Source organism: Granulicella tundricola MP5ACTX9 (genome assembly GCF_000178975.2).
GTDB classification, from domain to species: Bacteria; Acidobacteriota; Terriglobia; order Terriglobales; family Acidobacteriaceae; genus Edaphobacter; species Edaphobacter tundricola.
This window is the reverse complement of sequence record NC_015064.1, coordinates 1573825-1599061: the sequence shown is the minus strand read 5'-3', so window position 1 is coordinate 1599061 and position 25237 is coordinate 1573825. Positions and strand designations below refer to the sequence as shown.

The window sequence follows — 25237 nt, the reverse complement described above, 5'->3', positions numbered from 1 at the left end:
AAGGGAATCTGTGTTTGTAGTTGCATTCGTCTCCGTGCCCCATTCATCGTAGTTTCATCGCGATGAGTGGGGCCACCACCTCACATTCAAGGCCGTTTGCGAGACAATAGACCTCATGTCTTCGCACCAATCAAGCCCGCCGTTCCGCATGCCCGCCGAATGGGAACCCCACGCCGCCACCTGGCTCGCCTGGCCCCACAACCCGGAAGACTGGCCCAACAAATTCCAGCCCATCCCCTGGGTCTACGCCGAGATTATCCGCCATCTCTCCCGCGTAGAAGAAGTCCACATCCTCGTAAACAACGCCGACGCCGAGCGCCGCGCAGACTCCATCCTCAAGCGCGGCGGTGCCAACCGCTCCCGCGTCCACTTCCACCAGTGGCCCACCGACCGCGTCTGGATGCGCGACTCCGGCCCCATCTTCACCAAGAACCCCGCCGGCGACCTCAGCATCACCAACTGGCGCTTCAACGCCTGGGCCAAGTACGACAACTGGCACCGCGACGACCTCGTCCCCCACATGGTCGCCGAGCACTACGCCATGCCCGAGCGCCGCCCCGAAGCTCGCCAACCCGACGGCGCACCCCATCGCCTCGTCCTAGAAGGCGGCAGCATCGACGTCAACGGGGCCGGCACCCTCATCACCACAGAGGAATGCCTCCTCTCGGAGATTCAACAACGCAACCCGGGCCTCGGCGACGAAAAAGCCACCCGCGAGCAGTTGGAGATAGCCTTCCGCGAGCACCTCGGCGTCCAGCAGACCATCTGGCTCAACCGCGGTTGCGCCGGCGACGATACCCACGGCCACGTAGACGACATCACCCGCTTCGTCGGAGAAAACAAGATCGTCACCTGCGTCGAGCCCAACACCGCCGACGAGAACCACCTCCCCCTGGCCGAAAACCTGGCCCGCCTCCGCGCAGCCCGCAACCTAAAGGGTGAGCCCTTCGAGATCGTCACCCTCCCCATGCCCTGCCCGGTCGTCTTTGAAAGCCAGCGCCTCCCCGCCAGCTACGCTAACTTCTACATCGCCAACGGCCTCGTCCTCGTCCCCACCTTCAACGACGCCTGCGACCGCCATGCCCTCAATACCCTCGCCGCCTGCTTCCCGGACCGAGAGGTCATCGGCATCCACGCAGTCGACCTCGTCTGGGGCCTCGGCACCCTCCACTGCATGAGCCAGCAGGAGCCCGCATGAGCGCACCCTGGCCCCCACCCCCCGACCTCCACTCCATCCAGGAACTAGTCCGCGCCGCCGACCCAGAAAAGCACCTCGCCGAAGGTGCCCCCGCCGACGAGTACGAGCCTGAAGAGCAATCAATCTTCGAAGCCATCCACCACCTCTCCACCGCCGATCTCCTCGTCCCCAACATTCTCCCGCCCATCGAGCACATCTGGACCAAAAGCTTCTCCCTGAACGCCGAAGATCTGGCAGAACGCCGCCCCGCCCTGCTCTCCCTCGCCAAGGAGATCGAGCGCTTCTTCGGCCCCGAATCCAAACCCCGCACCCGCGCCGAGATCATCGCAAGCTCATGACTCCCGACGAACAATTTCTCCGCGAAGCCATCGCCGAAGCCCGCGCCGCCGAGCAGGCCGGTGAGGTCCCAGTCGGAGCCGTCCTTGTCCTCAACAACGAGATCATCGCCCGCGGCCGCAACCGCGTCATCCTGGACTCAGACCCCACCGCCCACGCCGAGATCGTCGCCCTCCGCGAAGCCGGCCGCATCCTCGGCAACTATCGCCTCGAAAACTGCGACCTCTACACCACCCTGGAGCCCTGCGCGATGTGCGCCGGGGCCATCCTCCACGCCCGCATCCGCCGCCTCATCTACGCCGCCGCCGACCCCAAAGCCGGCGCATGCGGTTCCGCCCTGGACGTCATGAACCACCCGCGCCTCAATCACAGGATGGAGGTGGCTGTCGGCCTCCTCGCCGAGGAGTGCGGCGAGATGCTCACATCCTTTTTCCGCACTCGGCGTCTCAAAAACAAAGAGAACGCGGCATCAGCCATCGGCATCGAAGCGCTCATGACAACCGTTAAGAAGTCAGCCGCCCCAAAGAAATCGGCCGCAAAGACGACCGCAAAGAAAACAGCCGCCAAACCTCCTCATAAGTGGTCTGCCAAGGTCACCACGGATTCGACGCATCCTGACGAAGGCCTCTTCAACGAAGACGCTCAGACGATCGCGAAGAAACTCGCCTCAAAGAAGGTTTCACCAAAGGGCCCAGCTTCTGGCATGCAAATGCTCAACTTTTACATCAACCGTGCCGGCAAGAATCTACCCAAAGCACGGCAGGCAGAGCTGGAGAAGGCCAAAGACATCCTCTCCCAGATCATCGCCGACGCGAAGCCGAAGGCCCCAGCGAAGAAGGCTGGCCGGAAGACCCCAGCGAAGAAGACCGCCAACTGAATCCCAGTCGAGCTACCCGGATACCGCATCAGACCTGAACAGGCGTCACTCATCACTGACCGAATCGCGGAGACTGCATGTCAGCACGTTTCACAGGTAAAGTAGCCATCGTCACCGGATCATCCTCCGGCATAGGCCAGTCCATCGCCGTCCGCCTCGCATCGGAGGGCGCATCCGTCGTCATCGATTACCACTCCAACCCCGAGGGCGCGGAAGAAACCCAGAAAAAGATCGCCGCAGCAGGCGGGGGCAAGACCATTACGGTCAAGGCCGACGTCACCATCATGGACGACGTCAAGAACCTGGTGGAGCAGGCCTGGCAGCAACTCGGCTCCTGCGACATCCTCGTCAACAACGCCGGCGTGGAGAAGCACGCCCCCTTCTGGGAGGCCACCGAGTCCGACTACGACCTCGTCCTGGGCACGAATCTCAAAGCCCCCTTCTTCCTCACCCAGCGCTTCGTCCAAAAGCTCATGGAAGCCAAAAAGCCTGGCCGCGTCATCAACATCAGCTCCGTCCATGAGGACATGGTCTTCCCCAACTTCGCCAGCTACTGCGCCGCAAAGGGCGGCATCCGCATGCTCATGCGCGACCTCGCCATGGAACTCGGTCCGCTCGGCATTACGGTCAACAACGTAGCCCCCGGCGCCATCAACACCCCCATCAACGCCTCCCTGCTGGAGGACAAGCCCAAGCTCAACGCCCTCCTCAACAACATCCCCCTCGGCCGCCTGGGTACACCAGAGGACGTAGCGTCCCTCGTAGCCTTCCTGGCCTCGGACGAAGCGGCCTATGTAACGGGCTCCACCTACTTCGTAGACGGCGGCCTCATCCGAAACTACAAGGAGCAGTAGCGTCGGGAAGGTAGAATAGACCTATGGATTTGACCGTATACTCCGCATCCTGGTGCCGCGATTGCCGTGAGGCCAAGCGCTTTCTCGCCAAGCACAATATTCCCTTCAAAGAGGTCGACATCGAGGCCACCCCCGGCGCGGCTGATGAAGTCCTCGCCAACGTCGGCAAGAAGGCCATCCCCCAGTTCGTCCTGGACGGCAAGTGGATTCAACCCTACCGCCCCGGCCAGGGATTCCTCCACGCCGAGATGGCCACCCTGTTCGGCGTCTCCGACCGATAAAAAAGTCTTTATAAAGGAATCCCCTTGATCGCCCGCTATACCCGCCCTGAGATGGGCCGCATCTGGACTGACGAAAACAAGTACCGCTGCTGGCTCCGTGTTGAAACGGCCGCCTCTCAAGCTCTCGCCCGCGCCGGCATCGTCCCGCAGGAGGCCGCCGATGCCATCCGCGACAAAGGCAACTTCTCCGTCGATCGCATCAACGAGATCGAAGCCGAAGTCCGCCACGACGTCATCGCCTTCACGACCAGCGTCTCCGAGTTCGTTGGCCCCGAGTCACGCTGGTTCCACTACGGCCTGACCTCCACCGACGTCGTCGACACCGCACAGTCTCTCCAACTCAAGGAGGCCTCCGCAATCATCCGCGAGGGCATCGTCAAACTGGCTGAGGTTCTGAAGCGTCGCGCGCTCGAGTTCAAGATGACTCCGAGCATAGGCCGCACCCACGGCGTCCACGCCGAGCCCACGACCTTCGGCCTCAAGCTGCTCCTCTGGTACTCCGAGGTCCAGCGCAACCTCGTCCGCTTCGATGCCGCCGCAGAAGACCTGCGCGTCGGCAAGCTGTCCGGTGCTGTCGGCACCTTCGGCCACCTCAAGCCGGAGCACGAGGAGGCCATCTGTGAGGCGCTCGGGCTCAAGCCGGTTGCGATCGCGACGCAGATCGTGCAGCGTGATCGTCACGCGGCATATATCGCTACGCTGGCAGTGCTCGCCTCTACGTTGGACAAGATCGCCACAGAGGTTCGTCATCTCCAGCGCACGGAGGTTCGTGAGGCTGAGGAGTTCTTCTCGGAGAAGCAGAAGGGGTCCTCCGCTATGCCGCACAAGCGGAACCCGATCGTCAGCGAACAGATCAGTGGGCTTGCGCGTGTCATTCGGTCGAACGCGCAGACTGCATTTGAGAACGTCGCACTGTGGCATGAGCGGGACATCTCTCACTCATCGGCTGAGCGGGTGATCTTCCCTGACTCGACCATTCTGGCCGACTATCTGCTTGCCAAGACCACGAACCTGATCGATAAGCTGCTGGTGTACCCGGCTCGCATGTTGAAGAACCTGGAGTCCACCGGGGGGCTCATCTTCTCCGGACAGTTGCTGCTGGATCTGGCGGAGTCCGGCATGTTGCGCGAGGATGCTTACCGGCTCGTCCAAGGCCACGCGATGCGGAGCTGGAAGGAAGACCTTGTCTTCCGCGATGAGGTTGCGAAGGAGCCTGAGATCACCAGCCGCCTGAGCCCAGAGAAGCTGGCGCGTGCCTTTGATTACAACCGTCAGCTTGCCAATGTGGATGCGATCTTCACGCGCGTTCTCGCGCAAAGCTGATGCCTGGACAGACGCTGGATGCGCGGCTGGTGCAGATTGTGGATGCTGCGCTGGCCGACGCCACCCTGCGGGGTGGCTCCCATCTAGCCTGTCGTGCGGGCTGCTCGCAGTGCTGCGTCGGAGTGTTCCCCATCGCGCAGCAGGATGCGGAGCGGCTCCGCCAGGGCTTGCACGCTCTGTCCGGTAGCGATCCGGCTCGAGCGGAGCGGATTCGGCTGCGGGTCTTGGACGCGCTGACGCGGCTCGATCCGTGGTTTCCGGGCGATCTTGCAACGGGCGTTCTCAACGAGGATCATGAGTCGGCGATCCTGTTTGAGGAGTTCGCCAACGATGAGCCTTGCCCAGTGCTCGACCTGACCACCGGGACCTGTGACTTGTACGAGGCGCGGCCGATCCTTTGTCGAACCTTCGGGCCTCCGATGCGGACGCCTGAGGATAACCTCGGAACGTGTGAGCTTTGCTTCATCCATGCCTCGACCGACGAGATCGCAGCCTGTGAGCTCGATCCTGCTGTCCCGGAGATCCAGGAAGCGAGTGATGACGCTTACAACGAACAGGCCGGATGTTCAGGCGAGACGTTGCTCGCATACGCTCTGCGCGATAATTAGCAGGTGAACGTTCCTTCCAATTTGACGCTGGCGATTACCGGGGCCAGTGGGTCTGTCTTTGCCGCGGAGATGCTGCGGCTGCTCGAGGCCGATGCCCGGGTGACGAAGATCAATCTCGTGGTGAGCGAGAGTGCGCTCCGGGTGCTGGCAGAGGAGCTTCAGTTATCGGGCCGTACTGCGCTGCCGGAGAAGCTGCTCGGTCATGCTTCAGTGAAGACGCAGCATCATGCCGATCCTGACATCGGCGCGAACATCGCATCCGGCAGCTACCCGTCGGACGGGATGATCGTGCTTCCCTGCTCGATGGGCACGCTGGCCGGCATCGCGCATGGCATGGCCTCAAACCTCATCGAACGTGCGGCGGATGTGTGTCTCAAGGAGGCTCGGCCGCTCATTCTCTGCGTGCGGGAGACTCCGTTCAACAAGATTCATCTGCGGAACATGACGCTGGCCGCCGATGCCGGGGCTACCCTCTATCCGGTGATGCCGGCCTTCTACAACCAGCCGCAGACCTCCGCCGAGATGGCGGGGCAGTTTGTGCGGCGGGTGCTTGGGCATATCGGCCTGCCGCAGGCGGATGCCTTCAAGTGGCAAGCTGATTAAAACGACATGCCCTGCCGGGTGGCAGGGCATGTCGCCTACTGGGTTAATGACTACTTGTCGAGGATCAGGGGCATCTCGACGAGGTGCTGACCGATGAACCAGGACTGCAGTTCGTTCGGACGGAGGATGTCGGAGACGACCATGTCGTTGGTGCCGTCATCCCCGGCGTCGTCGGCTGCTTCGGCGATGTCGTGGCACTGCTGCATGATGATCTTGTGGGCCTCAAGCAGGCGGGAGATCTGGACCGGAACCTCCTCCTTGCCGCGGGGCGGTTTGGGGATCTGCGAGATCTGGGCCACGTCGCCGCCCATGGCGATGGTTACGCCGCCAAGAAGCTGGATGCGCTCTGCGATGGTGTCCACGAGCTCTACCTGCTCCTCAAAATGCTTGTCGAAGAGGAGATGGAGTTGGTAGAAGGTGGGGCCGGAGACTTGCCAGTGGTGCTTCTTGTACATATCGCGGAGGTCGATCGAGTCCGCGAGAAGCTGATTCAGCTTGCCGACCATCTCGGCGCGGACCTTGGCGCTGAGGCGGTGGGGCATATCTTCAATGACCGATCCGTATGCTTGGATCTCTTTTGCCTTGGCGTGCCAGTGCGGTGCTACGTTCGCGTCGCCGATTGTCTGCTTCTTCATTGCAACTGCCATTTTCTTCACCCCTTGTAGTTCATATGATGCGGGAGAAGGGGGTATGGTTTGCAACCCTCAATGCAGGGTTTGGGTGAATTCCGGATACTCCCCCACCCCACCTCATTTAGTCCAAAGTCTTCATTCGACACGACTTAAGTCCGAACATGCGCGCAAATTGTTCTTTCTAAAATACTTATGGGTAAAGTCTTGCATTGAAAGGAGTTATGCCTTCTTTCGCTGGGCTAAATTGTCTTTTGGATATGAGTTAATTGTACGCGTTTGGGGGAACCAAATACCCCAACTATTTTTAGAGGCTATGTTGTTGTGCCGGTTAGAGTTACAGCGTTTTTTGCATGGTGGGGGGCTTGACATGCGAATTTGCTGGTGTTTTTGAGGGTGTTTTCTGAAAGTATTTTGGGCAGAGAGAAGGGTGGGTTGCGATGGCAGAGGAGAATGTGTCTACGAAGGCGGCGGCGCTCAAGGCGACCCTGAACGTTAAGGGGCGCTTTCTGTACGACCGGCAGGGGAACAAGGTGGTGCTGCGCGGGGTGGACTACCAGGCGCTGGATCAGTGGAAGTATCCGGGCATCGACTACCTGGACGAGGTGCTGCAGACGGGTGCGAACGCGATCCGGATTCCCTGGTACAAGGTCTATCCGACCAAGGGCAGGGGGGCGTTCACGATCGGCAATCTTACGAACCTGATCGACCGGTGCGTTGCGGCCAAGGTCATTCCGATCGTGGAATTTGCAGACTTTACTTCGAACGCGAAAATGAGCCTGCTGAGTACGGTGGTGACTCCGTGGTGGACTTCAACGGGAGACCAGACGCAGAACGGAGTGTTTGCGGCTCTGAAGGCACGTGAATCGTGCCTGATCCTCAATCTTGCGAATGAACTCGGCGACTACCGGTGGGCGGAGGGAGAGACCCCTGCTGCGGCACTGAGCACGTATAAGACGGACTACGAGAAGGCGATCAAGGCGATGCGGACGGCGGGATATACGTGTCCATTGATGATCGATGCGCCGGACTCCGGGACGTCGAGTGAGGCGTTCACGACGAGTGGGACGGGGGCTGCGCTGGTCGCGTCCGATCCGCTGAAGAACGTGCTGCTGAGCGCACATGCGTACTGGGCGGGCTTTGACGGCAGGCCGGGGGTGCAGGCGGCGATTGCGGCGGATCTTCCGATTGTGATCGGGGAAGTTGCGAACAAGGAGGGCGATCCGCCGGGTAACCTGCCGATCTACGACCTCGACGGGACGAACGAAAATACGCCCACGACTACGGGGTTTACGTATCAGAGCTTTCTGACGACCCTGCTGGCGGATCAGGTGGGATGGCTGGCGTGGAGCTGGTTTCCGGATGATGTGGATGCACGGAATATGAGTTCGGATGGGAGCTTTGCGGGGCTAACGACTTATGGGACGGATATTGTGAATAACCCGACTTATGGGTTGAAGGCTACGGCGGTCAGGGTTGCTCCGTGAGGGAGCGACGGCTTCCTTGCGCAGTTGTTGTGGCGGGATGGGAGTGGTAACGGCAAACCGCTAAGGGCGCTAAGGAAGAACGCTAAGGGCGCCATGTAGGGCGAGTGCCAATGCGGGTATCCTTCGCTTTGCTCTGAATGACGGCGTAAGAGGAACAGTGACAACAGCAAAAGAAAAAGGCCGCTCAATCCTTGGGATCGGCGACCTTCTTTGCTGCGGCTTGTGGAGACTACTTTGCGGCTTGCTGCTCGGGTAGACCCTTTTCGCAATCCGACGTGTTCTTGTTGTCGTCTTTGCCCTTGATGGTGACGTCCGGGGTGACCGAGAAGCCGGGGCGTAGAGCGTAGTCGCCGTTTTCCTTATCGAGGTTGGTGAAGTCAATGCGGACCGGGATCCGCTGAACGACCTTCACGTAATTTCCGGTGGCGTTCTCAGGTGGGAAGAGCGAGAGGCGTGAGCCGGTTGCGCCGCCGATCTGGGTGACCTTACCCGAGAACTCGCGGCCGCCGAGAGCGTCGACCTTGATGCCGACCTCCTGGCAACGGTGCATGCCCTTGAGCTGCGTCTCCTTGAAGTTGGCGGTGACCCAGAGGTTGGTCAGCGGGATGATCGTCAGGAGATCCTGGCCGACGGCGAGGTTGGCTCCAACGACGACGCTCTTCTTGTTGATGACGCCGGAGGACGGAGCCACCACGCGGGTGTAGGACAGGTTGAGCAGAGCCTGATCGACCTTGGCCTGGGCGGACTTGACCTGGGCAAGCATGGACTGGGCGCGAGCTTGCTGGGCCTTGACCTGCTGGGGACCGTTCTTGGCGGCCTGCATGGCCTGGGCGCGAGACTGATCGAGCTTCTGCTGCGCGGTGGTTACAGCCGACTGCTGGGCGACAAGGTTGTTCTCCGCCTCAAGCACCGCAGCCGAGGAGGCGCGAGAGGATGCAATGGCCGCGTCATACTGCTGACGGCTGATGACATCTTTTTCTACGAGCGGGGTGTAACGCTCTACGTCCTTGGCGGCCTTGATGGCGTTGGCCTGCTCCTGCTCCACGCGGGCGGCGGCGGCGGCTGCCTGCTGCTGGGCCTGGGTGACGGAGGAAGCTGACCCGCGCACATCAGAGTTCGAGGTGCTGACCTGGGTGTTGCTGGTGGTGCTGGTGATCGGCACGTTCACGTTGGCGTTGGTGTAGTCCGCCTGGGCGCTGGCGAGAGCGGCTTGAGCCTGCTCGAGCGCGACCTGGTAGTCCTTGGGGTCGATCTCGATGAGGAGATCACCCTTGTTCACCTTGGTGTTGTCTTCCGCGTAGACGTGGATGACCTGACCGGTGATGCGGGAGCTGATCTGGTAGATATCGCCGTCAACCTGGGCGTCGTCCGTATCCTCCGAGAAGGTGGAGCGCCAGTACCAGAAGGCTGCGCCGAGGACGAGCAGGATGAGAACACCGAAGATAAAAACGCGACGGCCGGTCTTCCGGGCCGGGGTCTCTTCCGGAGCGGCGGGCTTGGCGGGCGCGCTTGCAGGCGCGCTCTTCTGTTCCGGCTGCTGATGGTCGGTTTGCTGGCCCTGTTGGGACTCTTGTTGCTGCTCTGTATCTGCCACGGTTACTTGCCTCCGAGATAATCTTTGTAGTTGGTCTGAGCTGCGCCGAGCGCACGCGCCAGGGTGAGCTTGGCTACGTTGTGCTGGTAGAGCGCGCTGATGTATTGGTCGTTGGCCTGCTCAAACTGCGACTGAGCCTGCGAGACGGGAAGGTTGTCCGAGATGCCGGCGTGGAAGCGCTGCTGGGCTTCCGAAAGCGCCTCGGTTGCGAGATCGACGTTCGATTTAGTGGCATCGACGAGCTTGGCCGCGGACTGGATATCGAGGATGGAGTCGCGGATATCGGCGTTGACCTGCTGAACCTCATCGGAGAGACGAGCCTTGGCCTGGGTGAGGGAGGCGTCGGCTACTTCCCTTTCGCCGCGCGTCTTGGCGAGCTGAAGGATGGGCGCACTAACCTGGCCGGTGGCGGTAAAGGTGCCGTGGGAGTGGCCGGCGGTTTCTCCGATATCTCCGAAGTCTCCGGAGACGCTGACGACGGGAAACTGGTCTGCGATGGCGGCCTTGCGCTGCGCCTCACCGGATTTGACGGCTTCCTGGCTGGCCTGCAGATCCTTGCGAGATTTGAGAGCTTCCGTGAAGGCTGTCTCCGCGTTGAGATTGTCGAGCGGCTTGAAGGGCGCGGTATCGGTGAGCTGGAAGGGCTGATCGAGCGGCAGGCCGATGGCGCGGGCGAGGGCCAGCTTATCTTTGGCCAAGGTGTTCGCGGTCGAGATCAGGCTCTGCTGTTCGTTCTGGTAGTCGACCTGGGCGCGGAGGACGTCGAGGCGTGGGTTGGTGCCGGCGTCATGACCGGCGACGGCTTGGTCAAGGGTAACCTTGGAGGTCTTGAGCTCGGCGTTGACGGCCTCAATGCGGGCGGCGTCTGCGATGCAGAGCAGGTAGGCGTTGCCGACGGTGAGGACGACCATGTCACGGGCATCTTCCGCGGTGAGCTTGGCCCCGGCGAAGTTGTGCTTGGAGGCGATGTAGCTCTGCAGCGCGGCGATGTTCAGGACGTTCTGCGTCAGGTAGGCGCGGAAGTCGACGACCTGGAAGGGTCCGATGATGGGATTGACGCCGGGGAACTTGAGGCCGTAGGCGGCGAGATTGACCTGCTCGACCTCGATGGAGGCGGAACCGGTGACGGTGGGGAGGAGCTGCTGAAGCTGCTCCAGCCGCTGACCGTTTGCGCCCTGGACGGAGGAGCTCTGGAGGATGATGCCGAGGTTCTGGCGCAGGCCGCGCTGGATGGCGTCGTCCAGGGTGAGGTCCATCATGGTGCCGGTGCTTTTTCCGGTGACGATGGAGCCCTTGTAGCTATCCTGGGTGGGCGTGGCACCATTCTGGCCGGTGGCGTTGTAGAGCTGGGTCTGCCCGGACTGGATGGCGGAGGCGTTGGCTCCAGAACTGGTACCGGTCGAGCTTGCGCCGGGCTGGGAACCGCCGGGAGCCTGAGCAAACGCGCTGCCGGTGGGAGCGAGGACGACAGGGCCACCGACCAGACACGCTGCCAGAGCAAGCTGGGCGAGCCTTGGGCGAGACACTGCTTTGGTTTTCGTCATATATCTAATGGTAACTGTTCCTGGAGTCGATCTGCCGGGAGGAAGCGGAGGTACTCTTCTTTGCCGGTGAGTTTAAGATGCGGAGTGAACTCAGAAGAGTGCAAAAAAATGGTGTTTTCTGTACTGGTTAGTTCCATTTATGTCATGACGCTGCGGGGTTTGGGGCTTTCGACGGGTCTGGACGAGGTTGACCGGTGGAAAACTGGGTCATGCACAGGCCGGAGAGAGTCCGGAGTGAGTAGACTGCGGAGGCAGGCTGTTCTGGAGTTGAGGAGAGAGAGTACATGGCTGAGATTGGCGTAGGGGTGATTGGGTTTGGGCTGGCGACGAAGGTGTTCCATGCTCCGTTTGTGAGCGCGGTGCCGGGTTTGAAGCTGAAGGCGATCGTGCAGCGGAGCGGGGATGAGGCGGCGCAGGCGTATCCGGAGGTGAAGATCGTGCGCTCCGTGGAAGAGCTGCTGGCTGACCCGGCGATTGCGCTGGTGGTGGTGGCTACGCCCAATGAGACCCATTTTCCGCTGGCGAAGCAGGCGCTCGAGGCTGGGAAGCATGTGGTCATCGACAAGCCGTTTGCGGCGACGAGCGAGCAGGCGCGGGAGCTGATCGAACTGGCGCAGGAGATGGGGCTGGTACTGGCTCCGTTTCATAACCGGCGGTGGGATGCGGACTTTCTGACAGTGAAGAAGGTGATGGCGGATGGGTCGCTGGGGCGGCTGGTGACGTTTGAATCGCACTATGACCGATACCGCCCAACGCTGCGGGAGAATACGTGGAAGGAGGCGGCGAACCCGGCGAATGGGTTGCTGATGGACCTGGGGCCGCACCTGGTCGATCAGGTGCTCAGCGTGTTCGGGCAGCCGGAGACGATCACGGCGAGCGTCCGTACCGACCGGGACGCCAAAGGAATTGAAGACGCGTTCGATATCGCGCTGGGGTACAAGGGCTTGATTGCCTGGTGCCGGTCCAGCATGCTGGCGTGCGATGCTTCGCCGCGGTTTCTGCTGCATGGGACGGCGGGGAGCTTCAAGAAATATGGGCTTGACCCGCAGGAGCCGGCGCTGCTGAAGGGTGCGAAGGTGCCGCGGATGGGCTCGGATGAGGTGTGGCTGCAGGAGGATGCGAGTGCGTGGGGGACACTGACGGTCGCGCCCGATCTGAACAAGCCTGCGGAGCTGGTGAAGACGACGGTGAAGTCGGAGATTGGCGACTACCGGAACTTCTATGCGAGTGTGCGGGACGCGATCAGCGGGGCCGGCGAGCTGGAGGTGCCGGCCGAGGCGGGGTACGATTGCGTGCGCGTGCTGGAGCTGGCGCGGGTGAGCTCGCAGGAGGGGCGGTCGGTGCGCCTGAGCGAGTAAGTTCGGATAATTCGATAGAGTATTGAGATGGCGATTTCGGATAAGGTGCAGACGGGCGCGCTGCCGCTCGGTTTTGTATGGGGCGCGGTAAAGGCGGGGATCAAGGCGAGCGGGAACCTGGACGTGGCGGTGGCGGTAGCTCCCAAGGGTGCGAATGCGGCGGCGATGTTTACGCGCAACCAGGTGGTGGCGGCTCCGGTCATCGTGGGGCGGCGGCACCTGGAGGCTACGGGCGGGCGGGTGTCGGCTCTGCTGGTCAATGCGGGCAATGCGAACTGCGCTACCGGTGAGGCGGGGATCAAGGCCTGCATCGAAACCTGCCGGGCGGCGGGTGAGACGTTTCAGTGCATCTTCGACGAGGTCTTCCCTTCCTCGACCGGGATCATCGGCGTGCCGCTGCCGGCGGAGAAGATCCTGGCGGCGCTGCCGAAGGTGGTGACGGAGCTGGGCGCTACGCCGGCTCATGCGGAGGCATTTGCCACCGCGATCATGACGACAGATACGAAGATGAAGGTGGCTCGGGCGGTCGTCGATGTGGACGGGGCGGAGGTGCGGATCTTCGGCGTCGCGAAGGGGGCAGGGATGATTCATCCACAGCTCGTCGCCGCCGATGCGCCCAAACACGCGACGATGCTGGTCTATCTGTTCACGGACCTGGTGGCGGAGGCAGCGGAGTTGAGTGCGCTGCTGGGGCCATCGGTCGAGCGGAGCTTCAATTCGATCTCGATCGACGGGGACACATCCACCAACGACACGGTGCTGCTGCTGGCGAGCGGTGGAAGCGGGATCAAGCTGGACGAGCGGGTGGGCGAGGCGTTCGGCAACGCGCTGAAGCTGGTTTGCGGGAGCCTGGCGCACCAGATTGTCGATGACGGCGAAGGCGTGGGGCATGTGGTCACGCTGGAGATCCGGGGTGCTGAGACGGAGGCCGATGCGAAGACGGTGGCGAAGAGCATCGCGCATAGTCCGCTGTGCAAGACGGCGTGGTCCAGCGCGGACCCGAACTGGGGAAGGCTGCTGGCGGCGGCGGGATACTCCGGCGTGAAGTTCGATCCGGCGAACGTGAATGTGTGGATCGGGACGCAGGCGGTGTTTGAGAACGGGGGGCGGGCGGCGCTGTTCGACAAGGACGCGGCGCACCAGATCATGCTCGCCCGGGAGTACACGATCACGCTGGATCTGGGGATGGGGAGCGCGGGCTGCACGTTCCTGACGTGCGATCTGACGGAAGAATACGTGCGGATCAACGCGGATTATTCGACGTAGACCGGGCAATAACCGCTGTGAAACACTTTGCTAGCGAGATCACAATGGAGACGCCTCATACAATCATCGACGGTTCGGAAGAGGACGGTTCGAATGAAATCGAGCAAGTAAAGCAGATGTAGCCTTGGATGAGACAGCCGAGGCGAAACTCCGGCGGGAACACCTGGTTGAGCTTCTTGAAGAGTTACGGGTAAACCCAGCGTGGAAGGACGCAGATCACCCAGAACTTGCCAATGGATCTTACGAATGGGTACGCCAGATGAGAATGGGATCAGAGAAGCGGCTTCAATATCTTGATGATCGGCGAAACGGTTTGTTCGATTGAAGACCCTCAAAGGTTGGGGCGAACCTGAACGTATCCATCGTCCACCCCAGACTTTCAGCTTGTTGGCAACCGGTCTAAGCTTCCTGGCACAAAAGGCGATTAGCGGTGCGCCGTGACGTTTTGGCATCGGAACAATTATCTTTATAAGCGCAGAGCAGCATAAGTTTTTTGAATACAGAACGGGCGGACCGCCCCCGAGGGATCAAGAGCCGATGGCAATGAAGTTGGATGATGCTGCGATGAAGGACTTTACCGCGGAGATCGCGGAGTGGATTGAAGCGTTTGACCAGATTGTGGCTGCGGACTCCGGGCAGGGTGCCGAGGTGCTGGAAGCTCTGCGGAAGCGGGCTTCCGAGTCTGGCGTCGCGGCTGCTGGGACCCTGACGACCCCGTACTGCAACACCATTCTGACCAGGAACGAGGTTCCCTACCCTGGAGACCGCAGCTTGGAACGCCGCGTAGAAGCGCTGCTGCGCTGGAACGCCATGGCGATGGTGCACAAGCAGAACAAGCAGGATGCGGGCATCGGCGGACATATCTCGACGTATTCGTCGCTGGCTACGCTGCTCGAAGTTGGCTTCAATCACTTCTTTCATGGCAGCTACGGCGAACAGCCGGGCGACTTCATCTACTTTCAGGGCCATGCTTCGCCGGGCGTCTATGCGCGCGCATTCCTTGAGGGCCGCTTTGACGAATCGCGCCTGAAGAACTTCCGCCATGAGCTTCGCGGCGAGCCGGGGCTTTCCAGCTATCCGCACCCATGGCTGATGCCAGACTTCTGGAACTTCCCCACGGTTTCGATGGGCATCGGGCCGCTGAATGCGATCTACCAGGCTCGGTTTATGCGCTATCTGGAGAACCGCAAGCTGATCGAGAAGACCGACCGCAAGGTGTGGGCGTTCATCGGCGATGGCGAAACGGATGAAGTGGATACGCTGGGCGCAATCTCGCTGGGTGCGCGCGAGAAGCTGGATAACCTGATCTTCGTCGTCAACTGCAATCTGCAACGTCTGGACGGGCCGGTGCGTGGCAACAAGCGCATCATCGACGAGCTCGAAGGTGTCTTTCGCGGTGCGGGCTGGAATGTCATCAAGGTCATCTGGGGCTCGGACTGGGATGCGCTCTTTGCCGCCGACAAGTCCGGCCTGCTGCTGAAGCGCATGGACGAGTGCGTGGACGGCGACTTCCAGACCTTCAAGGCGAAGGACGGCGCGTACCTGCGCAAGGAGTTCTTCGGCAAGTATCCGGAGCTTCTGGAGCTGGTCAAGGACTACACGGACGAGCAGCTCGGGCTGCTGCACCGCGGCGGCCACGATCCGGCCAAGGTCTACAACGCCTACAAGCAGGCAGTCGAGCATAAGGGTGGGCCGACGGTCATCCTGGCCAAGACGGTCAAAGGCTACGGTCTGGGTTCGGCGCAGGCTCGTAACGCCACGCACAGCGAGAAGAAGCTGGCGGACGATGCGCTGGCGGCGTTCGTGAAGCGTTTCGATATTCCGATTCCCGAACAGGCGGCGAAGGACGGCGCCTTCTACCGGCCGGAGCAGAGCTCGCCTGAGATCGCTTACATGCAGGCCCGGCGTAAGGAGCTGGGCGGGTATCTGCCGGTGCGTCAGACGCCGAAGCTTTCGCTGCGTGCGCCTGAGTTCAAGGCTCCTTCGCTCGAGTTCTTCAAGGCATGGACCGATGGGTCCAAGGGCCGCACCATCTCCACCACGATGGGCTTTGTGAACCTGCTGAACGCGCTGATGAAGGACCCGGCGGTGGGAAAGTGGGTTGTGCCGATTGTGCCCGATGAGGGTCGTACGTTCGGGCTGGAGTCTTCGATCCGCCAGGTGGGTATCTATGCGCCTGAGGGTCAGAAGTACTCTCCGCATGATGCCGATATGCTGCTCTACTATCGCGAGGATAAGGACGGCCAGATCCTCGAGGAAGGCATTACGGAAGCTGGTTCGATGGCCTCGTTTACGGCTGCGGGAACGGCTTACTCGAACTACGGCGTGCCTTCGATTCCCTTCTACATGTACTACTCGATGTTCGGCTTCCAGCGCATCGGCGACATGGTTTGGGCGTTTGCGGACTCGCGCGGCAAGGGCTTCCTGATGGGCGGCACGGCTGGCCGCACGACGATGCTCGGCGAAGGACTACAGCACCAGGATGGACACTCCATCGTTCTGGCGAGCACGGTGCCCACCTGCCGCACCTACGATCCGGCGTTCGTCTACGAGCTGGCAGTCGTCGTGCAGGACGGCATCAAGCGCATGTACGAAGGGGGCGAGGACGCCTTCTACTACATCACCATGTACAACGAGGACTACGTGCAGATCCCGATGCCTGAGGGCGTTGCGGAAGGCGTCGTCAAGGGCATGTACAAGATCAAGCCTGCGCTCAAGGGTGAGGCTGCTCTGCAGTTGTTCGGCTCCGGTCCCATCCTCAACGAGGTGCTGAAGGCCCAGGAGATTTTGTCCGAGAAGTACAAGATCGAAGCCGATGTCTGGAGCGTGACGAGCTACGTCGAGGTTCGGCGTGAGGCACTTTCAGTTGAGCGTTGGAACCGCCTGCACCCGGCCGAGGCGGAGAAGAAGAGCTACCTCGAAACGCTGATGGACGGGACTAAGGGACCGATCATCGCAGCGAGCGACTACATGCGCAGCGTGCCGGATTCGCTCGCGCCGTGGCTGGATTCGCGGCTGGTGAGCCTGGGGACGGACGGCTTTGGCCGCTCCGACAACCGCGAGCACCTGCGGACGCACTTTGAGGTAAGCGCGGCGGCTATTGTGGGCGCGACGCTCTCGCGCCTGGTTCGCGAAGGCAGCTTCAAGGCCAAGGATGCGCAGAAAGCGATGAAGGAACTCGGGCTCAACAGCGAAGCGAAGGACCCTGCACGCGCTTAGTGTTACGGGCTGCGGGCGGTGAGTCCGCCCGCAGCCAAGCTTGCTGCCTGGGAGGGCCTGATGTGCGCCAAGTCGTTTGAGAATCCACTGACTCCCCACAAGAGACTGCGTGAGATCTACGCCGCGATGGTCGAGACGCGTGTGCTGGGCAAACGCCTTCGCAAGGGCTTTGCGCAGGGGACCGAGGCCTGCTGGGTCGGCACGGCGATCGGGCTGATCGACGCTGAGGGCGATGTGGTCAGTGCCGGCAAGACCGGCGCGCTGGTCGATTACGTCGTTGGCGCGAAGCTGAAGGCTGTGTTGAAGGATCAGACGTCCGAGGCGAAGACCCCCGCGGAGCGTCTTTACTTTGCACTGGGCGCGGCCTCGCGCATGGCTGCCGAAGGAAAGGTCCTGCTCGCTTTTGTCCTGGCTGGTGATCTGCCTGCAGTGGAATGGAAACGGATCTTCAGCGAAGCTCTGCGGCTGGAGCTGCCCATTGTGTTCGTCGTCGTGCCGGAGAAGCGTAGCGAGCCTGGGTTGGCAGACGTTGCGTTGAAGTTGGGGCTGCCGGGGATTCCAGTGGACGCCAGCGATGCCGTGGCGATGTATCGTGTGGCGCAGGAGTCGATTGGCCGTGCGCGCGCGGGTGGCGGGCCGGCCTTGATCGAAGGCGTAGTGTTTCCGGCGACGGGCGATCCAATCGCCTTGCTGGGCCGTCAACTGATCGCCAAAGGCGCGGCGACGCAGGCCTGGATCGACAAGGTGGAGCCGCGTTTCCGGACGAAACTTCCGAAGGAAACGGTACACTAGCCTAAGGCGGAAGCGCCTGAAGCTAAACGAGGTTTGCGTGCTTAAACGAGTTCTGATTCCGGCTGTGGGCTGTGTTGTGTTCACCGTCTCTCCTTCTTTTGCCCAGACACCGGTAGAGCCCGTTCCGGCCGTGCCGAGCACGCAGGCACCCGCCGCTCCCAAGCCTCAGCCAGGCCAGCCGGACCAGTACCCAGCCGCTCCTGCGTATGCGCCGAACCCGACATCGACTCCCCAGGCTCCTGTTGCAGAGCCGGTGGCCCCGCCTGTCATTGCTCCCGCTCCGACCACGCCGCAGGCTCCTTTTGGAGCCTTGCCGCCTTATAGCGGTGCGGATCAGAGGCTGCAGGTGTATCAGCCTTATGGGACTCCGGATGAAAAGGTCAAGAAAGAGCACAACGGCTCAACCTATATCCCGATGGATAGCTGGATCTATCCGGAGATGAGCCGGCTGTACTCACTCGGCTTTGCCGATACTGCATTCCAGAGCATGAAGCCGTACACACGGATGAGCCTGACGCACATCCTGGACGAGTCCGAAGACGACATCCGTGAGAGCGACAGCGATGAGGCCAAGGAGATTCTTGCCGTCATCCGGCGTGAACTGCAGGATGAGACTGGCTTCCAGGGCCAGGGACGAGGGCTCGTCTACGGCACACATGACGTCTACACGCGTGTCATGGGAATCACGGGGACGACGCTGCGGGACAGCTATCACATCGGTCAGACGATCGAGAACGATTACGGGCGGCCATACCAGCACGGCTTCAACAACATCACGGGCTTTGCGGCCCTTGCGGAGAAGGGACGCTTCTCGCTCTATGTGCGCGGGGAGTATCAGCATGCGCCGACCGGCGTAGGCTACTCGCAGGCACTGTCTGCGGAGATTTCAGCGATTGATGGGATTCCCTTCTCCGGGTTCAACCTGCACCAGGCGACGATCTCAACCGGGCCGGTTGCGGCGCAGAACCCGTTCCGGTTGGTGGAGGCTACATTGTCCTTTCACCTTCTGGGGAATGAGATCTCCGGGGGGAAATCGGACGCATGGCTTGGACCCGGGCAAGGCGGTTCGGTGGCGTGGTCGAACAACGCGGAAAATATTTATTCGTTCCGGATCAATCGTGTCGACCCCTTACACATCCCTTACCTTTCAGCGATTCTGGGACCGGTCCGGTATGACTTCTTTTATGGAAGCCTGAAGGGGCATACGGCACCCAACGATGACTGGACTCACTCCGCCATGTTCTCCTTCGCGCCGACGAGCAACTTCCAGTTCGGCTTTCAGCGGACGGTAATCTTTGGCGGCCATGGGCATGAGCCGGTCACGATCCATACCTTCCTGAAGAGTTTCTTCGATGTCAGCGATACGACGGCTGCGGAGAAGAACGGCCGTGACGACCCGGGCGCTCGCTTCAGCGTCTTCAACGCGTCGTACCGTATGCCGTTCGTGCGCAAATATGTGACTTTTTATGCGGACTCGATCGCGCACGATGACGTAACGCCGATCAGTGCGCCACGGCGGGCGGCCTTCCGGACCGGGCTTTATCTCTCGCAGATTCCGGGTATGCGGAAGATGGACTTCAGAGTTGAGGCCGTCGACACAGATCCGCGGGTCTCCCGCAGCACGGGCGGCACGTTCAATTACTACGAAGGGATTCAGAACCAGGCTTATACCAATCAGGGCTTCATCATGGGCGACTGGATTGGACGTGAGGCCAAGGGAGGCCAGGCATGGCTCACCTATCATCTCTCCGGCAAGGAGTGGGTGCAGTTGGAGTATCTGAACAAGAAGAACGACAAGGATTTCATCCCGGGCGGCACCACGCAGAACCAGTTCAAGGCGCAGGTGCTGAAGCGCTTTGCGCATGACAATATCGAGCTCAATGCATGGTTCCAGTATGAAAAATTCAAGGCACCGGTCTACCTGCCTGGTGCACAGAACAACACTGTGACTGCCGTGCAGATCACGTTCTTCCCTGGATTGAAGTCAATCCAGGCGCACTAAAACGACTCAACCGAGAACGAGGCTGGGAGATGAACTCTCCCAGCCTCGTTCTCGTTTTGTTCAAGCGTTATACCGAAGCTGCGACCGGTGCGGCATCGATGCAGGCCTTGAAGTAGTCGAGCGAGAGCTTGAGGCCTTCGTTCAGGCTGACCTTCGGCTCCCAGCCCAGCAGCGCCTTGGCCTTGGTGATATCCGGACGGCGGCGCGTGGGATCGTCCTGCGGCAACGGCCTGTGGACGATGGGAAGGTCCGCACCGGTGACCGCCAGAATCTCCAGCGCGCACTCCTTGATAGTCCACTCCACCGGATTGCCAATGTTGACCGGGGTGTGCTCGGCAGAGCGCGAGAGGCGAACGATGCCCTCGATCAAGTCCGAGACGAAGCAGAAGGATCTGGTCTGCGAGCCGTCGCCATAGATGGTCAGCGGGTTGCCGCGCAGCGCCTGGATCATGAAGTTGGAGATGACGCGTCCGTCGTTGGCCTGCAGACGCGGGCCGTAGGTATTGAAGATGCGGACCAGATGTGTGTTGACGTTGTGATAGCGGTGGTAGGCGGTGACTGCAGCCTCCGAGAAGCGCTTGGCTTCGTCGTAGACGGAGCGGGGGCCGACTGGATTCACGTTGCCCCAGTAGGTCTCGACCTGAGGATGGACTTCGGGATCGCCGTAGCACTCGGAGGTGGAGGCGTGGAGGTAGCCGGCGTTGTACTTGCGGGCGATCTCCAGCGTGTTGATCGTACCTGCGGAGCCGACAAGAAGGGTCTCGATGCCCAGGCGATGGTAGTCGTCCGGGCTGGCTGGCGAGGCAAAGTTGAAGACGGAATCCACGTGGCCGACGTCGAAGGGCACGCAGATATCCTGCTCGACGAGACGGAAGTTCGGCTCATGCTTGAGGTGCGCCAGGTTGGCAAGATTGCCGGTGGCAAGGTTATCGACGCCGATGACGCTGTGGCCCGCGGCCAGCAGCTTATCGGTGAGGTGTGAACCGAGGAAGCCCGCGGCTCCCGTGACGAGTACGATCTCTTGCTTCATGGACTGCTCCACACGTCTTTCAAGGCCGCGAGTCTGCGTGACGCTCTTCCGGGACATCGCAGCTTGGCCGTTGTGACGACAGGCTGAGACAACGTCGCAGCCTGTCCTGTTGTCAAGGTCAGACGATGAGTGGGACCACCGTCAAACGGAGATTCTACGAAGTGACGGGCTGACGGCGAAGATTGTGAATCGGATGGGCCGCCGGACGGCCGACGCTCAGGTAGGTAAACCCATGCTGCAGCATCACGGACGGATCGTAGAGGTTACGTCCGTCGATCACGATGGGGTAGCGCAACGCCTTGTGCATCTCCGTAAGGTCGAGCGTGGCGAACTCCTGCCAGTCGGTGAGGATGAGCAGTGCGTCCGCATCCTGGGCTGCGTCGTAGGAGGAGCTGGCGTAACGCAGCGTGGTGCTGGCCGGCATGATCTCTTCCGTGCGCTTGATGGCGGCGGGATCGTAGGCAGCAACCGAGCAACCCTCGGCCAGCAGCATCTCGACCAGATCGATCGCTGGCGACTCGCGGATGTCATCGGTCTCACCCTTGAAGGCCAGGCCGAGCACGCCGATGCGCTTGCCGCGCAGCGTCCAGAGAGCCGAACGAACCTTGGAGAGGAAGCGCTTCTTCTGCGACTCGTTGATCTTTTCGACCTCGGTGAGAAGGGAGAAGTCGATGCCAAGCTGCTCCGCAACCGAGCGGAACGCGGCAACGTCCTTGGGGAAGCAGGAGCCGCCGTAGCCTATGCCGGGGCGCAGGAACTTGGGGCCGATGCGGCTATCCAGCCCCATGCCGCGTGCAACCTGCTCCACGTTGGCGTCGGTCGCCTCACAGAGATTCGAGACGGCGTTGATGAAGGAGATCTTCAGCGCCAGAAAGGCGTTGGAGGCGTGCTTGATGATCTCCGCGGACTTCGTGGAGGTGTTCAGCAGCACCGGCGGAGCCGCGACCGAGCAGACACCCGGGATCAGGTTGGCGTTGGTGTAGTAGGCACCAGTCGTTAGCGGGGCATAGACCTCCGCGAGCACAGCCGCGGCACGTGCAGTGTCCGAGCCAACGACGATGCGGTCCGGGTGCAGGAAGTCGGAGACCGCAGACCCCTCACGCAGGAACTCGGGATTGGAGACGACGTCAAAGAGATCGCGTGCGACACCGTTGCGCTCCATGACCTTGCGAATCCACTCGTTGGTATAGACGGGGACGGTGGACTTCTCCACGATGACCTTATAGCTGTTGATGGAGCGCGCGATCTCGCAGGCGACGGCCTCCACGTAGGAGAGGTCGGCGTCGCCGGTCTCGGACTGGGGGGTTCCGACCGCGATGAAGATGGCCTGGGACTCGCGGGTGGCTTCCGCCAGATCCGTCATGAAGCGGACCTTGGTGTTGCGATAGCGGTTCAACAGTTCCGGGAGATGATCCTCATGGATCAGGGTGTCCCCGCCCTGCAGTGCGGCGACCTTCCGCTCGTCATTATCGACGCAAATAACGTCATGACCCATCTCAGCGAAACAGACGGCAGCAACGAGTCCGACGTAGCCGGACCCAACAACAGCAATTTGCATATCTTTAGCCATAATTTTAAGAAGTGGAGCAGATTTCCCGGGGTTTGAGCTGCATTAGGTCGTGGCTCGAAGCGCCTCCGACAGTTTATAGTAAGGGACTCAACATCAGATGCGAATAGCACCAAAGAACGTAGGAACGCTTGGTACTCAGTTTGTAGGAAGAGCAGCTTTCGCCTGGAACAGCCCTGCTGCTGGCATCGTCCCAGCGATTGCCACCGCGCCGCTTTCTCGCTGATTTTGCCCTGCGGGAGCTGGCGAAAAGTGCTGGTCTGTGCCATGAGAGACACTTCCTGCAAGTGCGCTTCCTGGTAGAACCACGGTATCAGGTTAGTCCTTGCAAGCAGGTGGTTTACGTTCGCATTGTCCGAGTCTGTCAGTTAGACTAAGTTCAAATGAGTTCGGATAATCCCTACAGCAATCCTGGGCCAGGCATGTCCCAGGCGCAGCAACCTACGTTTGTAGCGCCTTCCAACGACACGACTCTTTCCGAGGCGCTGATCACGCTCCGCAAGCGTCGTATGGTCCTGATCATTGCGGTCGTTCTGGGCACGCTGTTCGGCTTTTACAAGTCCGTCACCCAGATCAAGCCGTATGAAGCGTATGGCCGGCTCGAGGTGAACACCGGTGCCTCCAACCAGTTCAAATTAAGCCCATTTTCTGGTCTCGGTGACGACCCCCAGCAGAAGATGATGAGCGAAATCGCAATCATCACCAGCGATACCCTGCTGACCACCGTGGCCAAGGAGATGAACCTTGCCAACAATCCCACGTTTCTGAGTGTCAAAGGTCCCATCCCGCATAGCAGCATGGAAGATCCGCGGGTACGCCAGACGATCGTCGGCATCCTGCAGAAGAACCTGAAGGTCACGCTGGTCCCCAAGACCGACATTATCCGGATCGCATACAGCAGCCTTGACCCGAAGCTTTCGGCCGATGTGGTCAACAAGGTCATTGCCGACTACCAGCAGCGCAGCTATGAGACCCGGTTCGATTCCACCAAGCGCGTCTCCCAGTGGCTGTCCGGCCAGTTGGATGACCTGAAGCGTCAGGTGGAGACCTCGCAGGAGCAGGTACTTGACCTGGGCAAGAAGCTCGGCACGCTGGGCTTCGATTCCACGCACAACCAGATCGCCTCCTCGCTGGAAGATCTCGCCAAGGCTTCCGGGACGGCGAAGCTGGCACGGATCATCGCGGAATCGCGCTATCGGATGCTGAACGGGATGGACCCGAACGCGATCGAGGGATCGATCGACGCGGGCACGACCGCCACAACGGGCGGAGCGACCAATGGGCTTGCGAATCTGCGCAGCAATCTTGCAACAGCGCGAGCGACCTATGCCGAACTGACCGCAACCCTGGGCCCCAATCATCCTCAGGTCAAGGCCGCCAGAGCACAGATCGACGAGTTTCAGCATGCGGTTGAGGCTGAACAAAACCGGCTGCTGACCCAGGCGAAGGAAACATACCTGATCGCCAAGGCAAACGAGACCCAGACGACCGCGGCTCTGGAAGCCGAGAAGCAGGACGCCTACAGCCTGCGGGACGCGCAGGTCGAGTACACCCTGCGTCTGCGTGAGTTTGAATCCAACCGGACGCTCTATGAAGGCTTGCTGCAGAAGCTGCGCACCGCCGGCGTTGAGGCTGGGCTTGAGTCCTCCGAGATCGATATCATCGACCAGGCTGTGCCGCCGTCCGATCCGCAGTCAACCCCGCAATCGACGATCATTCTCACCTACTTTGCTGTTTCGTTGGTGCTCGGAACGCTGCTCGCCTTCCTGCTCGAAAGCCTTGATACCGGCCTACGCAGCGTGGCAGAGATTGAAGCGATCACCGAACTTCCTTCGCTCTCCATCATCCCCCGCGCGCGCCGGGCGACTCCGGAACAGCTCGCCGCAATGTCTACCGTGGAACGCAATATCAATGTGCTGACCCAGCCCAAGAGCCAGTTTACGGAGGCGTTCCGCTCCCTGCGTACGGCTCTGCTGCTCGCCAGCACGGGCAAGGAGCCCAGGCTTCTGCTCTTCACCAGCGCCACTCCCTCTGAAGGCAAGACGACGGCAGCCAGCAATCTTGCCGTCATCCTGGCGCAGGGTGGCACCCGTACCCTGCTGATCGACGCCGACCTTCGCCGCCCCAACGTCCATCACCGCTTCGGGTTGAACGGCAAGCTCGGCCTCAGCACCATCCTCAGCGGTCAGACGACGCTGGAGAACTCGGTCCAGACCCTGAAGGAAGTTCCGACCCTGGACATTCTCGCCAGCGGCCCCGTCCCTCCCTTCCCCACCGAGATGCTGAGCTCCGCCTCAATGGCCGAGTTGATCCGTCATGCCAGCGAAATCTACACGCACATCGTCATCGACTCGCCGCCGATCCTCTCCGTGACAGACGGCATCATTCTCTCGCGCCAAGTCGATGTATGTGTGCTGGTCGTTCGCCACGGCAAATCGAGCAAGCACGTCGTTCGCCGCGCACGAGACCTTCTGGTGCGCTCCGGCGCACCCATCGCAGGTATCGTGCTCAACGCGGTGGATCTCAACTCTCCGGAGTACTACGGTTATTACGGCTACTCTGGCTACTCCTACTCCAGCCTGGACACTGCGGGCTGGGATGCCAAGAGCGAGTCCGGCAAGACACGGAAGAGGGACGACCGATGAACCTGATGCCTTATGGGACCGATA

20 protein-coding genes are annotated in these 25237 nt (G+C 61.1%); 15 read left to right on the top strand and 5 right to left on the bottom strand.

The features are described from left to right. Positions 1-115 precede the first annotated feature (115 nt). The 8 genes from ACIX9_RS06825 (at position 116) to ACIX9_RS06790 (ending at position 6080) form a co-directional block, all read left to right on the top strand. Positions 116-1198 carry an agmatine deiminase family protein gene (locus ACIX9_RS06825; RefSeq protein ID WP_013579746.1) on the top strand — a complete coding sequence of 361 codons (1083 nt, stop codon included), beginning with the start codon at positions 116-118 and terminating at the stop codon, positions 1196-1198. Beyond that, entirely contained in the window at positions 1195-1536 is a 342-nt protein-coding gene (locus tag ACIX9_RS06820; protein ID WP_013579745.1) for a hypothetical protein, read from the top strand. The genes ACIX9_RS06825 and ACIX9_RS06820 overlap by 4 nt, the downstream gene beginning before the upstream one ends. Beyond that, entirely contained in the window at positions 1533-2411 is an 879-nt protein-coding gene (tadA, locus tag ACIX9_RS06815) for a tRNA adenosine(34) deaminase TadA (protein WP_013579744.1), read from the top strand. The genes ACIX9_RS06820 and tadA overlap by 4 nt, the downstream gene beginning before the upstream one ends. A gap of 77 nt (positions 2412-2488) precedes the next feature. Next, a complete protein-coding gene (locus tag ACIX9_RS06810) occupies positions 2489-3265 on the top strand; it encodes an SDR family NAD(P)-dependent oxidoreductase (protein WP_013579743.1) in 777 nt (258 codons plus the stop codon). Between the two features lie 23 nt (positions 3266-3288). After that, on the top strand, positions 3289-3546 hold the full coding sequence (locus ACIX9_RS06805) for a glutaredoxin family protein (protein WP_013579742.1): 258 nt from the start codon (positions 3289-3291) through the stop codon (positions 3544-3546). 24 nt (positions 3547-3570) lie between these two features. Next, positions 3571-4869: an adenylosuccinate lyase gene (gene purB / locus ACIX9_RS06800; RefSeq protein WP_013579741.1), complete on the top strand. Its 1299-nt coding sequence runs from the start codon at positions 3571-3573 to the stop codon at positions 4867-4869. Beyond that, positions 4869-5477, top strand: coding sequence for a YkgJ family cysteine cluster protein (locus tag ACIX9_RS06795; RefSeq protein ID WP_013579740.1), 609 nt, complete (start codon positions 4869-4871; stop codon positions 5475-5477). The genes purB and ACIX9_RS06795 overlap by 1 nt, the downstream gene beginning before the upstream one ends. Positions 5478-5480: 3 nt before the next feature. Further along, a complete protein-coding gene (locus tag ACIX9_RS06790) occupies positions 5481-6080 on the top strand; it encodes a UbiX family flavin prenyltransferase (RefSeq protein ID WP_013579739.1) in 600 nt (199 codons plus the stop codon). 50 nt (positions 6081-6130) lie between these two features. On the opposite strand, the gene ACIX9_RS06785 is transcribed toward ACIX9_RS06790, so the two are convergent. Further along, positions 6131-6715 carry a Dps family protein gene (locus ACIX9_RS06785; protein WP_232298808.1) on the bottom strand — a complete coding sequence of 195 codons (585 nt, stop codon included), beginning with the start codon at positions 6713-6715 and terminating at the stop codon, positions 6131-6133. Between the two features lie 434 nt (positions 6716-7149). On the opposite strand from ACIX9_RS06785, the gene ACIX9_RS06780 reads away from it, so the two are divergent. Beyond that, a complete protein-coding gene (locus ACIX9_RS06780; RefSeq protein ID WP_013579737.1) occupies positions 7150-8196 on the top strand; it encodes a cellulase family glycosylhydrolase in 1047 nt (348 codons plus the stop codon). A 229-nt stretch (positions 8197-8425) separates the two neighbouring features. Here the strand turns inward: ACIX9_RS06780 and ACIX9_RS06775 are convergent, their stop codons facing one another. After that, positions 8426-9790 (bottom strand): HlyD family secretion protein, encoded by a 1365-nt coding sequence (locus ACIX9_RS06775; protein ID WP_013579736.1) that lies wholly within the window; start codon positions 9788-9790, stop codon positions 8426-8428. Positions 9791-9792: 2 nt separating this feature from the next. After that, positions 9793-11334 carry a TolC family protein gene (locus tag ACIX9_RS06770; protein WP_013579735.1) on the bottom strand — a complete coding sequence of 514 codons (1542 nt, stop codon included), beginning with the start codon at positions 11332-11334 and terminating at the stop codon, positions 9793-9795. A 284-nt stretch (positions 11335-11618) separates the two neighbouring features. Here ACIX9_RS06770 and ACIX9_RS06765 point away from each other — a divergent pair, with 284 nt between their 5' ends. From ACIX9_RS06765 to ACIX9_RS06745, 5 genes are all read left to right on the top strand, one after another. Continuing rightward, entirely contained in the window at positions 11619-12692 is a 1074-nt protein-coding gene (locus ACIX9_RS06765) for an oxidoreductase (protein WP_013579734.1), read from the top strand. A 27-nt stretch (positions 12693-12719) separates the two neighbouring features. Next, positions 12720-13958 carry a bifunctional glutamate N-acetyltransferase/amino-acid acetyltransferase ArgJ gene (gene argJ, locus ACIX9_RS06760; RefSeq protein ID WP_013579733.1) on the top strand — a complete coding sequence of 413 codons (1239 nt, stop codon included), beginning with the start codon at positions 12720-12722 and terminating at the stop codon, positions 13956-13958. Between the two features lie 537 nt (positions 13959-14495). Then, positions 14496-17177, top strand: coding sequence for a pyruvate dehydrogenase (acetyl-transferring), homodimeric type (gene aceE / locus ACIX9_RS06755; protein WP_013579732.1), 2682 nt, complete (start codon positions 14496-14498; stop codon positions 17175-17177). Positions 17178-17195: 18 nt separating this feature from the next. Beyond that, positions 17196-17969 (top strand): thiamine pyrophosphate-dependent enzyme, encoded by a 774-nt coding sequence (locus ACIX9_RS06750; protein ID WP_157477362.1) that lies wholly within the window; start codon positions 17196-17198, stop codon positions 17967-17969. Between the two features lie 37 nt (positions 17970-18006). Then, positions 18007-19971: a capsule assembly Wzi family protein gene (locus ACIX9_RS06745; RefSeq protein WP_013579730.1), complete on the top strand. Its 1965-nt coding sequence runs from the start codon at positions 18007-18009 to the stop codon at positions 19969-19971. 67 nt (positions 19972-20038) lie between these two features. On the opposite strand, the gene ACIX9_RS06740 is transcribed toward ACIX9_RS06745, so the two are convergent. Both ACIX9_RS06740 and ACIX9_RS06735 read right to left on the bottom strand, forming a co-directional pair. Further along, positions 20039-21001 carry a UDP-glucuronic acid decarboxylase family protein gene (locus ACIX9_RS06740; protein ID WP_013579729.1) on the bottom strand — a complete coding sequence of 321 codons (963 nt, stop codon included), beginning with the start codon at positions 20999-21001 and terminating at the stop codon, positions 20039-20041. Positions 21002-21155: 154 nt separating this feature from the next. Beyond that, positions 21156-22571, bottom strand: a complete 1416-nt coding sequence (locus ACIX9_RS06735) for a UDP-glucose dehydrogenase family protein (RefSeq protein ID WP_013579728.1) — start codon at positions 22569-22571, stop codon at positions 21156-21158. A 380-nt stretch (positions 22572-22951) separates the two neighbouring features. On the opposite strand from ACIX9_RS06735, the gene ACIX9_RS06730 reads away from it, so the two are divergent. Beyond that, positions 22952-25213: a GumC family protein gene (locus ACIX9_RS06730; RefSeq protein ID WP_013579727.1), complete on the top strand. Its 2262-nt coding sequence runs from the start codon at positions 22952-22954 to the stop codon at positions 25211-25213. Positions 25214-25237: the final 24 nt, after the last annotated feature.